This window comes from Rhizobium sp. ARZ01 (assembly GCF_014851675.1).
Taxonomy (GTDB): Bacteria; Pseudomonadota; Alphaproteobacteria; order Rhizobiales; family Rhizobiaceae; genus Mycoplana.
Map to the genome: position 1 here is coordinate 409,751 of NZ_JACVAE010000001.1, position 12,759 is coordinate 422,509.

Below are 12,759 nucleotides of genomic sequence, written 5' to 3' on the forward strand. Positions count from 1 at the left end.
CTGTTCGATGGCCCCTCCCCAACCCCTCCCCACAAGGGGAGGGGTTGGAGAGGGGCTTTTTCTCAATACGGTGCTTCCACCGACCCCATCGACACGTAGACCGTCTTCAGCTCCGAATAGTGCTGAAGCGCCGCCAGCGAATTCTCGCGGCCGAAGCCGGACTGCTTGGAGCCGCCGAAGGGGATTTCGACCGGGCAGAGGTTGTAGGTGTTGATCCAGAGCGTCCCGGCTTCGAGCTGGTCGACAACGCGGTGGGCGCGGGCGATGTCGCGGGTGAACACGCCGCCGGAGAGGCCGAACTCGGTGGCGTTGCCGCGGGCGATCACTTCCTCTTCATTGTCGAAGTCGAGCACGCACATGACGGGCCCGAAGATCTCTTCCCGCGCGATCGTCATTTCGTCGGTGACGTCGGCAAAGACAGTCGGCTGGATGTAGTAGCCCTCGCCGGAAACATGGTTCGGGATGCCGCCGCCGGTAACAAGCGTCGCGCCTTCCGACTTGCCCTTGCCGATATAGTCCAGCACCTTGTCGCGCTGCGCCTTCGACACCATCGGCCCGAGCTGCGTCGCCTCGTCCATCGGCTCGCCGATGACGATCTTTTCCGTCCGCTCCTTCAGCCGCGCCAGGAATTGCTCCTTGATGCCCTTCTGGACGAAGACGCGGGTGCCGTTCGAGCAGACCTGGCCGGTCGAGTAGAAATTGCCGAGCATCGCCCCGCCGATAGCGCTTTCGAGGTCGGCATCGTCGAAGACGATCAGCGGCGACTTGCCGCCGAGTTCCATCGTGACGTGTTTCAGCGCCGAGGCCGCAGCACCCGCCACCTTCTTGCCCGTCGGCACCGAGCCGGTCAGCGACACCTTGGCGACATCAGGATGGTTGACGAGCAGCGGACCTGTCGTGCGGTCGCCCTGGATGACGTTGTAGAGCCCCTTCGGCAGGCCGGCCTCGATGAGGATTTCGGCGATCTTCAGGGCGCCGAGCGGCGTGTTTTCCGAGGGCTTGAAGACCATCGCATTGCCGCAGACCAGCGCCGGCGCGCCCTTCCAGCAGGCGATCTGCTGGGGATAGTTCCAGGCGCCGATGCCGACGCAGACGCCGAGCGGCACGCGCTTGGTGAAGGCGAAATCCTGGCCGAGCGGGATGTAGTCGCCATTGAGCCCGGCCGCGGCGATGCCGCCGAAGAACTCGAAACTGTCGGCGCCGGAGGTCGGGTCGGCGACGATGGTCTCCTGGATCGGCTTGCCTGTGTCGAGCGTCTCAAGCTCCGAGAGCTCGCGGTTGCGCTCGCGCATGATCTCGGCGGCGCGCTTGAGGATGCGCCCGCGCGCCGTCGGGCTCATCGCTGCCCATTCGGGCTGGGCGCGCTTGGCAGCCGCGATCGCCTTCTCGACGATCGCGGGCGTTGCCGCATGCAGCCGCGCGATCACCTCGCCGGTGGCGGGATAGAGGCTCTCGAACGGCGTGCCGGCGGTGTCCTCGACATATTCGCCGTCGATGAAGTGGCTGGCTTTCGGCTGGGCTCTCATCTCATTCTCCCCGCGGGTAGCGTTTGGATTCCTCGAGGTTGTCGAGGTTCATGTGGTTGCGCATGTAGCGCTCGGAAGCCTTTTGCAGCGGCTGGTGATCCCAGGGATAGTAAGCGCCGTTGCGCAGCGCCTCGTAGACCAGCCAGCGTCGCGCCTGGCTCTCGCGCACGGCGGCATCGAAAGCCTCCATGTCCCAGCGCGCCTCGCGCATCTGCCGGAAGGCCTCCAGCGTCGCCTTGACGATTGGGTCGGAGGAGGACGCCAGATTGGTCAGCTCCAACGGATCGGCCTCGAGATCGTAAAGTTGTTCGGGATCGAGTTCGCAATGGATATATTTCCACTTGCCCTCGCGGATTCCGACGATCGGTGCGTAAGAGGCTTCCGCCGCGTACTCCATCAGCACCGGCGCGGTGCGTTCTTCGCCGTTGATGACCGGCACTAGGCTTTCGCCATCCGTCCATGGCATCACCTCGTCCATCGAGATGCCGGCGAGGTCACAGAGGGTCGGCGTGACGTCGAGGTTGGAGGTCGGTGCGAGATGCAGGCCGGCGGTGACGCCGGGGCCGGATATCATCAGCGGCACGCGTGCCGAACCCTCGAAGAAGTTCATCTTGAACCACAGGCCGCGCTCGCCGAGCATGTCGCCGTGGTCGGAGCAGAACAGGATCAGCGTGTCGTCCAGCATTCTTGTCCGGGTGAGCGTGTCGACCAGTTCGCCGACCTTCTGGTCGAGATAGGAGATATTGGCGAAATAGGCGCGGCGCGAGCGGCGAACATTTTCGTCAGTGATGCTGAAGCTGGCGTAGTCGCAGGCGTGCAGGATGCGCGCCGAATGCGGGTCCTGCTTCTCCAGCATGCCGACCTCAGGCTCCAGATACTGGCAGTCCTCGTAGAGGTCCCAGAATTTCTTCCGCGCCACATAGGGGTCGTGCGGATGGGTGAAGGAAACCGTGACGCACCAGGGACGGTGGTCCGTGTCGTCGTTCTCGCGCGAGAGTTGGTAGAGCTTCTGATTGGCGAGGAAGGCGACCTCGTCGTCATACTCCATCTGGTTGGTGATCTCGGCAACGCCGGCACCCGTCACCGAGCCCATGTTGTGATACCACCAGTCGATCCGCTCTCCGGGCTTGCGGTAATCCGGCGTCCAGCCGAAATCGGCCGGGTAGATGTCGGTCGTCAGCCGCTCCTCAAAGCCATGCAACTGGTCCGGTCCGACGAAATGCATTTTCCCCGACAGCGCCGTGTAGTAGCCGGCGCGGCGCAGGTGATGGGCAAAGGTCGGGATCGAAGAGACGTACTCGGCGGCGTTGTCATAGACCCGCGTGCGGCTCGGCAGTTGCCCGGCCATGAAGGAGGCGCGGGCAGGGGCGCACAGTGGCGAGGACGTGTAGTTGTTGCGAAAGCGGGCTGACCGCTTGGCGAGTGCCTTCAGATGTGGCGCATGCAGCCAGTCCGCCGGGCCGTCCGGAAAGAGCTTTCCGTTCAACTGGTCGACCATGATGATCAGGATGTTCGGCTTTCTGGCAGTCACGGGATGCGGATCCTTGAGGCGAGAGCGAAGATTGCGGGCATGACGTTGCCCCTCACCCTAGCCCTCTCCCCGCAAGCGGGGAGAAGGTGCCGGCAGGCGGATGAGGGGCGGATGCGTCCGCAGCATTGACTCCGATCGGTTGAAGCTGCGCATTCAGATAATCCTCAGTGAGCGCGATCGAGGAATCGACGCTGATGGGAACGGACCTTAGACTTTGCCGGATATAGAGCCCGTCGATCATCGCGGCGGCGCCTTCGGCGATGCGAACTGCGTCATCGGCCGGGCAAAGCCGTTTCAGGTTGGCCACGAGGTTCGAGCGCAGGCGGCGCGCATAGAGCACGAGCAGCCGCCGCGTTTCCTCCGAGCGTTGGGCATCGGCGTAGAAGGCGAGCCAGGCGGCGATCGTTTCCGGAGCGAATTGATCCGCCTGGAAGTTTACGCGGATGATTGCCGAGAGTTTTTCACGCGGCGCCTGAACGGATTGAATCGCCTTGATCACATCTTCGCGTAACTGCCTGAGTAGACTCCGGATTGTCGCCAGCAGCAGCTGTTCTTTCGACCCGAAATAGTGATGCGCTAAGGCCGGCGATACGCCCGCGTGCCGGGCGATTTCCGACATCGTCACGGCCAGCGAGCCGTGATCGCCGACCGCCTTGAGCGTCGCGTCCACAAGCGCCTTGCGGCGTACCGGCTCCATTCCGACCTTGGGCATATCTCGCCTCCCTGGCCGCCACATTATTTTTAATTGACTGGCCAATCAATAAAAATGTGACAGGTGCTGCTGCGCGTATGTCGCCGATCATGACAACTGTCGATTTCGTGGTACGATCAGCTTGTTTTGTTTCAGCTATTGGGGGTGGTCATGGCTGTTCATTCCGAAATACCTCGCTTGTCTGAAGTGCGTGGAAAATGGGGCTGGTTCGTCGCCCTCGGTGTCGCTCTCCTTGCTTTCGGCATCATTGCCGCCGGCAATCTGCTGTGGGCGACGGTGGTCACGGTCTACTATGTCGGCATGCTGATGATCATCGGCGGCTGCGTTTATCTGGCCCATGCCTTCCAGGTGAAGGCGTGGAAGGACACGATTTACTGGGTGCTGAGCGCGCTGCTCTATCTTGCCGCGGGCGTGCTGGCCTTCACCAATCCGGTCCTCACGTCGAAGGTCCTGACGCTGTTCATGGCCTGCGCGCTCCTCGTCTCCGGCCTCTTCCGCATCTGGGTGGCGTTTCACTCGCGCGACGAGGGTGCCGGATGGGGCTGGCTGCTTGCGGGCGGCATCGTCACGGCACTGGCCGGCATCGTCTTCCTCATCGGCTGGCCGGTCAACAGCCTGTGGCTGCTTGGCCTGTTCCTCGCCTTCGACCTGGCAATGCAGGGATGGTCGCTGATCTTCTTCGGTCTGGCGCTACGCAAGGCGTGAGGCACCGCGCTTTAGTCGGACGGTCGCGGCGTCGTGTCGGTTTGACACCGCCGCCGCCCTTGCGATAAACAGCCGTTGTGTGATGGGGATGGAGCTCCCCGACAACCGCCGTATCGGCTGATAGCTCCTGCCAAGGCGGACCGGAAGGTCTCCCGGTGCAGGCGCGCGAAATGCAGCCGCTCGTGGGTCGTTTCCGTTACCGCCACAGCGTGGAAGGGTAACGATATGAATTATCTCATTGTTTTCATCGGCGCGGGAATCGGCGGCGCAAGTCGGCACGGCGTCAACGTCCTGGCCGACCGAATTTCCAGCAACGGATTTCCGCTCGGAACGATTGCCGTGAACGTCCTCGGCTGCATGGTGATGGGTTTGCTTGCCGGCTTCTTCGCCTTTCGTGGGCATCTGCCGCAGGAGTGGCGACTGCTTCTGACGACCGGCGTGCTCGGCGGCTTCACCACCTTTTCCGCCTTCGCACTCGACGCCACGCTTTTGTGGGAGCGGGGAAATCTGGGTCTCGCGGCGGCCTATGTGTTTGCGAGCGTTGTCCTGTCGCTTGGCGCGGTCATCGCCGGCCTGTTCCTCGCTCGTTTGGCTTCGGCGGGCCTGCCGTGAAGTCTGTCCTCGCATCCTGGCAGCTCTGGGCGATGGGTTCGGCGGTCTTCGCGGCACTGACCGCCATATTCGCCAAGGTCGGCATTGAAGGGGTGAGTTCCGATTTCGCCACGTTCATCCGCACGATCGTCATTCTCGCTTCGATCGCCTTCATCCTTTCGGTCACGGGAAGCTGGCAGGAGCCGGCGACTGTTTCGGCGAAAAGCTGGCTGTTTCTCGTCCTGTCAGGCCTTGCGACGGGGGCCTCCTGGCTCTGCTACTTTCGCGCTCTGAAGCTTGGCAACGCCTCGCAGGTGGCGCCGGTCGACAAACTGAGCGTGGTGCTGGTGGCGGCTTTTGCGGCGGTGTTTCTGGGCGAGCGGCTGTCGCCCATGCACTGGCTCGCGGTGTGCTTCATCGCGACCGGCGCTGTCATGCTGACGCTGCGCATTTGACGGGCGCAATCGAGGCTTAAAAGGAGGAAGGGCGGACCCGGCCACCGGATCCGCCCTCTTTCGGTCTGACAGCTTGCGCACACACACAGCCGCAAGCCCGGCCTATCCTGAGCGGCCCTTTGTAGTGTCGGGGCAGGCCGCTCAAGCCTGTGGAATTACTGCAGGATCTTCACAGCATGGGCTTCATGCTTTTTCCCGACCATGTCCCACGATACCGAGACCTTCTCGCCGGCCTTCAGGCCGGGATCCTTGAAGCCCTTGGGCAGGATGTACATCGTGCCATCGGCGAGTGTGAGGCTCATGTGGCTAGGGCTGTAGGACTTGACCGTTCCGGTTGCCGTCTGGGCTGCAAGGGCTGCGGCCGGAACGGACAGAAGGGCAACGATTGCGAGATTGGAAAGAAGAACACGCATCAGAGTTGTCCTGTTTAGGCCCTCCGAGAGGGCTCTTTCCGAAGCCGTCCGGAAGGCGTCGTGTCGCGGTCAAGACCGCCGGCGCTTCCCGGCTTCGGCGTGAAAATTAGACCGGTCCAATGGCGACTTCAAATTAAAGATAGGTAATTTTACAAGCTCATGAAATCATGAGATTTCAATGATTTGTGACGAATTGTGGCAGTCGCAAGATGACTGAAATTTAATTTTTGCGGGCCCTTCTGGCCTGACTTTCGCAGGCACTTTCCGCTATGTTGTAGATAGCTTGAATTGAAAGTGCGCCTGCGCTGACAACTCGGAGGAAACGCCATGCCGCTGCCCGAAACCATGAACTTTGTCGATGTCAGCGAACCTGGCGGGGTCGAAAACCTGATGATGGCGCAGGGGCCGCTTCCGCAGATGCGACCCGGCGAGATCCTCATCCGCGTCGCCACCGCCGGCATCAATCGGCCCGACATCATGCAGCGCAAGGGCGACTACCCGCCGCCGCCGGGCGCCAGCCCCGTCCTCGGCCTCGAAGTCGCCGGCGAAGTGGTCGGATTGGGCGAGGGGGTGACGGAGTTCGCGTTGGGCGACAAGGTCTGCGCGCTCGCCAACGGCGGCGGCTATGCGCAGTACTGCGCGGTGCCGGCCACCCAGGCCCTGCGGTTTCCGAAGGGGTACGATGCGGTCAAGGCCGCAGCCCTGCCGGAGACCTTTTTCACTGTCTGGGCCAATCTCTTCATGATGGCCGGTTTGAAATCCGGTGAGACGGTGTTGATCCATGGCGGTACCAGCGGCATCGGCACGACCGCAATCCAGTTGGCCGTCGCCTTCGGCGCGAAGGTCTACGCTACCGCCGGCTCGACGGAAAAGTGCGAGGCTTGCGTCGGGCTCGGCGCATACCGGGCGATCAACTACCGGACAGAGGATTTTGCCGCCGTCATCGCCGAGGAAACGGGCAAGCGCGGCGTCGACGTCATCCTCGACATGATCGGTGCGGCGTATTTCGACCGGAACCTCAAGTCGCTCGGGCTCGACGGGCGGCTTTCGATCATCGCCTTTCTTGGCGGGGCCATTGCCGAGAAGGTTAGTCTTGGGCCGATCCTCACCAAGCGCCTGAGGGTGATGGGTTCGGCCATGCGGCCGCGGACGGTGGCCGAAAAGAAGGCGATCCGGGACGAGCTTCTGGAAAAGGTCTGGCCGCATCTCGATTCCGGACGCGTCGCCCCGGTGATCCAGTCGGTTCTGCCCTTCGCCGAGGTTGCGGCCGCCCACCGGACGTTGGAGCACGGTGATCACATCGGCAAGGTGGTGCTCACCTTCGACTGAGCGGGTGCGCGTCAGCGCTGCCGCAGCAGCGAGGCCGCCAGGGCAAAGGCGATGAGACCGGGAAGCGCGAACAGGCCGTAGAGCCAGCTTGCCGCCGAGATGTTGCCTGCAACACCGCCCGGATCGAGAAGCCCTGTGCTGTTGACCGCAACACCGGCAAGGGCTGCGCCGAAGGCGCTGCCGAGCGATTGCATTGTCGTGATCGCCGCAGATGCCTTGTCCTTCTCGTTCTCGGGTGCGAGCCTCAGCACCAGCGTCACCAGATGCGCCCAGCCCATGCCGACGCCGAAGCCCATGCCGAAGATCGCGATCGTTGCCGGCACCAGCGTTGCGACGCTGCCGGCCGGGTTGTCGCGCGCCAGCAGGAACAGGAGCATGCCCGTTGAAAACGCTTCGATCAGCGTGCCGACCGTGATGGAGACGACGGCGCGCCGTCCCGAAAGTCCTGCGGTGAGGAAGGCCGATGCGGTCCAGCCGAGTGCCAGCAAGGCTACCAGATAGCCGGAGACCAACGGCGTCACGCCATGCAGCCCTTGCAGGAAATAGGGAATGTAGATGTCGGAGGCGAGCGCGACGAGCATCAGGAGCATGATCAGGTAGATGCGGGCCAGCGCCGAGGAAAGCCGAACGGCCCCCAAGGGCAAAAGCCGCGCCTTCGCTTTTCGCTCGATCGCCACCATCCAGACCATGGCAACGGCGGCAAGAGCGGCGAGGGCGCCTCGAAGAGGCACGGCCTCGACGGAGCCGGCAAAGGAAACCAGCAGGACGGACGCGAGCAGCAAGGCGATCTGGGCAAAGGGGGCGGCCGAGGCCGAATGGCGATCTTCGCCGCGCGGCAGCCGGCGCGGCGCCAGGAACGCCATGACTAGCGCGATCGGAACGAGGATGGCGAAGGCCTCGCGCCAGGCGTTCCCGTCGGCGAAAAAGCCGCCGATGGTCGGCCCGAGAAACGTCGCGACACCCCAGATCGCCGCGTAGAGCGTCGAGGCCTTACTCCAAAGCGCTTCGGGATAGACGAAGCGGATGAAGGAATAGCCGAGCGTGACGAGCAGCCCGGCACCGAAACCCTGCACCGCACGGCCGAGCAGCACGACCTCCATGACCGGCGCGATGGCGCAGATCAGGCTGCCGATACCGAACATAACAGCACCGCCCACATAGCAACGGTTCAGCGAAACACGGGCCGGACGCACGGCGACGAAGATCGAGCCGACCACGGAGGCAGCCACATAGAGCGTCGTCGCCCAGGCGAACAGCGGAAGCCCGCCGATGTTGCGCACGATCGAGGGCATCAGGGTCGCGGTGATGTAAGTCTCAATCGCATGCATCGCGATGCCGCCGCCGAGCATCAGTGTGCCGAACAGGTGAGCGCGGCAGAACAGGCTGGAGAGCCGCGGCGCGGCTTCCTTCGGGCTGGCGATGCTGTCGGACATGGAGGCGACCTTGGTATGCGGCTGTGTTCGAGGATGACGTCGCACGGCGCAAGCGCAAGTTCAAGCCGTGACTTCCGACGGGAATTCGCGGCCCCGAAAGGACAGGGCCGCGATTTCAGGCGTTACGGGTTCCATTCGCCTGCAACCTGACGGGTCGCGACGTTGAAGCGGTTCCAGACATTGATCGCCGCGATCTCGACGACAAGTGCGGCCAGCGCCTTCTCGTCATAGTGCCGGGCGGCTTCATTCCAGACTGTATCCGGCACGGGCTCTTCGCGGTCGCTGATGCGGGTCAGCGCTTCGGTGAGAGCAAGCGCGGCCCGTTCCGCATCGGTGTAGAAGGGGGCCTCGCGCCAGGCGGCGACGGCGAAGATGCGCCGGTCGGTTTCACCGGCCTTCTTCATCATGCGCGGGTGAAGGTCGACGCAGAAGCCGCAGCCGTTGATCTGGCTGGCACGCAGGTGCACGAGATGGGCAGTCTTTTCCGGAAGGCCGGAATCTTGGGCCGCACCCTGCAGCTTCTGCATGGCGGTCATGACATCGGGAAGAACGGTGATGATATTGTTCATGCGGGATTGCATTTTGAAACTCCTTGCAATGATTTCAGCTTCGACGGCTGCGAACCCTGTCACACCGGTGCGGTTTCGTTCGTCATGGCCATGACGCAGCCAAACGAGGGAGTGTGACCGATGCGCGAGAAAAATTTCTGGACCGACCATTTCGAGGCCGAGCGTGGGCGTTTGCGTTCCGTCGCCTTCCGCATGCTGGGTTCGAAGAGTGAGGCGGAGGACGCAGTGCAGGAAGCGTGGCTCCGGCTCGAGCGTACGGGCGGCGACGGTATCGACAATCCGGGCGGCTGGCTGACGACCGTTGTCGGCCGCATCTGCCTCGACATGCTGCGCGCCCGCACCAAGCGCCGCGAGGATCCGATCGATGGCGACGAAGGCGAGGTGCAGCACGCCGACCCGGGCATTGCTGCGGACGAGCAGGCGGCCCTGGCCGACTCGGTCGGGCTGGCGCTGCTCGTGGTGCTGGAGCGCCTCACGCCGGCCGAGCGCCTCGCCTTCGTTCTGCACGACATGTTCGATGTACCCTTCGAGGAGATCGGGCGCATCGTCGACCGCTCGCCGGTCGCCGCCCGGCAGCTCGCAAGCCGCGCCCGCCGCCGTGTGCAGGGCCTGCCGGAGACGCCGTCGGCCGACTACGAGCGGCGCAAGGGCGTGGTCGCGGCTTTCCTCGCAGCCTCACGCGACGGTGATTTCGCCGGCCTGCTCGCCGTGCTCGATCCTGATGTCGTCTTCCATGCGGATGCCGATGCCGTCAGGCTCGGCTCGCTCGCCGAAATGCATGGCGCCCAGGCCGTCGCGACCAATTTCAAGGGCAAGGCAACCGCGGCCAAGCTCGCCCTCATCAACGGCCAGCTCGGTCTTGCCGTGGTTCTCGGCGGAGCGCTCAAGGTGGTCGTGCGTATGGATGTCGAGGGCGACCGGATTGTCGCTATCGAATCAATCGCCGATCCGGCCCTTCTTGCCGACATGGAGGTGGTGTACCTCTGACGTGAACAGGCAGGTGCGGCGTCAGGCCGTTGGCTCGAACCGAAGGACTCCGGCAACCCTGGGGCTGGAGCCGGAATCTGACGGGTGCGAAACACCGTCAATGACTTCCACTGCTGCAAAGTCGAAGGGACTGACGCCTTCGATGCAGGCAACGTTGATGCCGAACTGGCTTGGGTTGGAGCGGCGCTGGTGATGGGTGTAGATGCCGCAGGTCTTGCAGAAATAGTGCTTCGCCGTACCCGTATTGAATTGATAGAGCGTCAGATTGTCTTCGCCCTGATCGAATTCGATATCTGCGAGCTGTGCCGAAACGGCAATGGCGCCGCGCATGCGGCAGTAGGAGCATGAGCAACGGCGGATCGTGTTGAACTCGTCCGCAAGCCGCACGCGGAACCGGACAGAACCACAGTGGCAAGCCACCGCATGCTGCTTTCTATCGCGCTCATGACCACTCTTCACTCCCATCAATGGCAAGCCGGTTTCGTTCCATCGCATTGCCAAACCTCGCATTTGTCCGGAATTACGTAGCAAATGCCACCAACGACCGTTTCTGGCCCAAAGGCATACCAAACTGGATAGGTGCCAGACCGACACCTACGCTCCTGGCGATCGATAACCAACTGTTCTTGCTAACTCCATAGCCTCCAGTGTTTCCTCGACCGTAAGCAGTGGCGTCGTCTCGAACTTTGACACAGCGCCACCGCCTCCAATCGCGATTTGCGACGGCGGCCATCGAGACGTTGTCGGGTGCCTCCCACAGGTTAAACCCGTCGTGCGATCCGAATGCGTACCAAAAGCCGTGAAGCTTACCTCCGACGGATTCAATGTAACCGCGCGCGGCATCCCGGCGGTCTTCGGGATTTCGTGTCAATCGATCCCAGGTTTGCGGTGTGTAGCTGAAGCGTGTCAGGTAGAGTGCCATTGCCGATGCTCCTTCACTCGTTACCAGATCATTTTACAGCATAATCGGGATACGATCGTATCGGCAAAACGGTCTCCGTGGCGCTTTAGTTTGCGGCAATACTTGTCTTGGTCGCCCGCCATTGGCGCTGGGCCGATGCTGGGCTATCATCCATTAGTTGCCGGAGAGGCATCCGCGCTCCGGGCTTTGGAGGAGCGACCCCGATGATTGTCAGGATTTCAATTGCCCTTTTTTTGGCGCTCGCGCCTGTGAATGCCTTCGCCAATCAGTGCCCCACCATGATGGCGGCAATTGACGCGGCACTCCCGAACGCCTCCCTGTCAGAAGCCGACATGGCCAAGGTCAAACAGCTGCGCCAGCAAGGCGAACAGTTGCACCAGTCCGGCGATCACGCAGGCTCGCAGGCAGCACTCGGCGAGGCGAAGAAAATGCTCGGTATCTGAAGAGCCGGATCGCCCCGGCCTTTCAGCTTCGAAAAAATTCGAACGGTCGGCAAGGCCGCCCGGCTACTTTTCCGTCGCGGTCTGGTGGCTGAAGATCAATGTCCGCTTGTGGGCGGCCCAATGCAGACATTGAGGCTATGTAATCTGGCGGGCCTGAAAATAAGCCCCAACGTGGTCGATGACGGCCGACATCAGTTCATCGGGGGCGTGATGACTGCGCCGCAACGCTATCTCAAAGTACCCAATTGAGGGAAGTCCGTCTTCAGGTCCCAGTGGTAACAGGCCGGCCGGCAGGACCGCGCACGGCAATGGTGCGACGGCAAGGTCGGCAAGTACTGGTGCGAGCTGCCCCGCATAATTTTCGCTCGTACAAGTGATGCGGTAGGAAATGCCCGCGGCATCAAGTGCGTCGATGGCAGCTTTCCGCCACATACAGCTCGGCGTACCCACTGCAATCGGCAGCGGACGTCTTAGGTGAGCGGTCCCGTGCACGGTACCCGCCCATGCGAGCCGGTCACGATAGATCCCCCCGCCCGGCGGTCCTGCTCTCCCCGTTGAGTCCGCCGTAACGAGAGCGACGTCGAGTTCGCCGTTATCTAGCATCTGGGACAATACGGTGCTCAAACGGCAAGTTACATCAATCTCCACCAAGGGATGCGTCGCCGCAAAGTTGGCGAGAAGCGAAGGGAGGAACGCAACGGCATACTCATCCGTCATCCCCATTCGCACGATGCTCCTCTGTGACAGGGAGTTAAAGCGCATCATTGCCTCGTCAGCGATCCCAAGGACGCGCCGCGCATAAGTGAGAAGCGCTTCACCTGCTGGCGTCAGGACAACCGAACGCCCCTGATGTGCAAAGATCGACTGTCCGATCAGTGTTTCGAGTTTCTTCATCTGCATGCTGATCGCCGATGGCGTCCGGTGCATTATTCGCGCACCACCGACGAAGCTGCCCGTCTCGGCAACCGCGCTCAGACTCCGCAAAAGCGAACTGTCCAGTCCCAACAGAACAGCCGAATCCGGCCGCGACGGTAGGTGTCTTGGCATGGATCGCAAGCGCCCCATTCGCCAATTTCGCTGATCCTAAATGTAAGTCCATTTCGTTTGTCAAAGCAATCGACAACGGCCATTCTGAGTAAATCG

14 protein-coding genes, 1 pseudogene and 1 riboswitch are annotated in these 12,759 nt (G+C 62.4%); of the genes and pseudogenes, 6 read left to right on the forward strand and 9 right to left on the reverse strand.

Annotated elements, in window-relative coordinates; all coding sequences use genetic code 11:
- Positions 1 to 62 precede the first annotated feature (62 nt).
- From betB to betI, 3 genes are read right to left on the reverse strand one after another with little or no spacing between them, the layout of a single operon-like run.
- Entirely contained in the window at positions 63 to 1,526 is a 1,464-nt protein-coding gene (gene betB, locus IB238_RS01895) for a betaine-aldehyde dehydrogenase (protein ID WP_192243061.1), read from the reverse strand.
- A 1-nt stretch (position 1,527) separates the two neighbouring features.
- Positions 1,528 to 3,057, reverse strand: a complete 1,530-nt coding sequence (gene betC, locus IB238_RS01900; RefSeq protein WP_192243063.1) for a choline-sulfatase — start codon at positions 3,055 to 3,057, stop codon at positions 1,528 to 1,530.
- 52 nt (positions 3,058 to 3,109) lie between these two features.
- Positions 3,110 to 3,769 (reverse strand): transcriptional regulator BetI, encoded by a 660-nt coding sequence (betI, locus tag IB238_RS01905; RefSeq protein WP_192243065.1) that lies wholly within the window; start codon positions 3,767 to 3,769, stop codon positions 3,110 to 3,112.
- 150 nt (positions 3,770 to 3,919) lie between these two features.
- Here betI and IB238_RS01910 point away from each other — a divergent pair, with 150 nt between their 5' ends.
- From IB238_RS01910 to IB238_RS01920, 3 genes are all read left to right on the forward strand, one after another.
- Positions 3,920 to 4,474: an HdeD family acid-resistance protein gene (locus IB238_RS01910; RefSeq protein WP_192243067.1), complete on the forward strand. Its 555-nt coding sequence runs from the start codon at positions 3,920 to 3,922 to the stop codon at positions 4,472 to 4,474.
- A gap of 75 nt (positions 4,475 to 4,549) precedes the next feature.
- A riboswitch (Fluoride riboswitch) is annotated at positions 4,550 to 4,611 on the forward strand.
- 88 nt (positions 4,612 to 4,699) lie between these two features.
- Complete coding sequence (crcB, locus tag IB238_RS01915) at positions 4,700 to 5,086, forward strand: fluoride efflux transporter CrcB (protein WP_192243069.1); 387 nt, start codon at positions 4,700 to 4,702, stop codon at positions 5,084 to 5,086.
- Positions 5,083 to 5,520: an EamA family transporter gene (locus tag IB238_RS01920; RefSeq protein ID WP_348648184.1), complete on the forward strand. Its 438-nt coding sequence runs from the start codon at positions 5,083 to 5,085 to the stop codon at positions 5,518 to 5,520. The genes crcB and IB238_RS01920 overlap by 4 nt, the downstream gene beginning before the upstream one ends.
- 155 nt (positions 5,521 to 5,675) lie before the next feature.
- Here the strand turns inward: IB238_RS01920 and IB238_RS01925 are convergent, their stop codons facing one another.
- The gene (locus tag IB238_RS01925) at positions 5,676 to 5,933 is read right to left on the reverse strand and encodes a DUF1344 domain-containing protein (protein WP_192243070.1); all 258 of its coding nucleotides are present in this window, start codon (positions 5,931 to 5,933) and stop codon (positions 5,676 to 5,678) included.
- 327 nt (positions 5,934 to 6,260) lie between these two features.
- On the opposite strand from IB238_RS01925, the gene IB238_RS01930 reads away from it, so the two are divergent.
- Positions 6,261 to 7,262: an NAD(P)H-quinone oxidoreductase gene (locus IB238_RS01930; RefSeq protein WP_192243072.1), complete on the forward strand. Its 1,002-nt coding sequence runs from the start codon at positions 6,261 to 6,263 to the stop codon at positions 7,260 to 7,262.
- A gap of 11 nt (positions 7,263 to 7,273) precedes the next feature.
- Here the strand turns inward: IB238_RS01930 and IB238_RS01935 are convergent, their stop codons facing one another.
- Positions 7,274 to 8,695, reverse strand: coding sequence for an MFS transporter (locus IB238_RS01935; RefSeq protein WP_192243074.1), 1,422 nt, complete (start codon positions 8,693 to 8,695; stop codon positions 7,274 to 7,276).
- Between the two features lie 122 nt (positions 8,696 to 8,817).
- Positions 8,818 to 9,276, reverse strand: coding sequence for a carboxymuconolactone decarboxylase family protein (locus IB238_RS01940; RefSeq protein ID WP_192243076.1), 459 nt, complete (start codon positions 9,274 to 9,276; stop codon positions 8,818 to 8,820).
- Between the two features lie 108 nt (positions 9,277 to 9,384).
- On the opposite strand from IB238_RS01940, the gene IB238_RS01945 reads away from it, so the two are divergent.
- Entirely contained in the window at positions 9,385 to 10,251 is an 867-nt protein-coding gene (locus tag IB238_RS01945) for a sigma-70 family RNA polymerase sigma factor (RefSeq protein WP_192243078.1), read from the forward strand.
- Between the two features lie 21 nt (positions 10,252 to 10,272).
- On the opposite strand, the gene IB238_RS01950 is transcribed toward IB238_RS01945, so the two are convergent.
- Together IB238_RS01950 and IB238_RS01955 are read right to left on the reverse strand one after the other, a co-directional pair.
- A complete protein-coding gene (locus IB238_RS01950) occupies positions 10,273 to 10,716 on the reverse strand; it encodes a GFA family protein (protein ID WP_192247267.1) in 444 nt (147 codons plus the stop codon).
- Between the two features lie 129 nt (positions 10,717 to 10,845).
- Positions 10,846 to 11,173 (reverse strand): annotated as a pseudogene (locus IB238_RS01955) (GYD domain-containing protein).
- Positions 11,174 to 11,376: 203 nt separating this feature from the next.
- Here IB238_RS01955 and IB238_RS01960 point away from each other — a divergent pair.
- Complete coding sequence (locus tag IB238_RS01960) at positions 11,377 to 11,616, forward strand: hypothetical protein (protein WP_192243080.1); 240 nt, start codon at positions 11,377 to 11,379, stop codon at positions 11,614 to 11,616.
- A gap of 135 nt (positions 11,617 to 11,751) precedes the next feature.
- Here IB238_RS01960 and IB238_RS01965 read toward each other — a convergent pair whose 3' ends face one another.
- On the reverse strand, positions 11,752 to 12,681 hold the full coding sequence (locus tag IB238_RS01965) for a LysR substrate-binding domain-containing protein (protein ID WP_348648185.1): 930 nt from the start codon (positions 12,679 to 12,681) through the stop codon (positions 11,752 to 11,754).
- Positions 12,682 to 12,759: the final 78 nt, after the last annotated feature.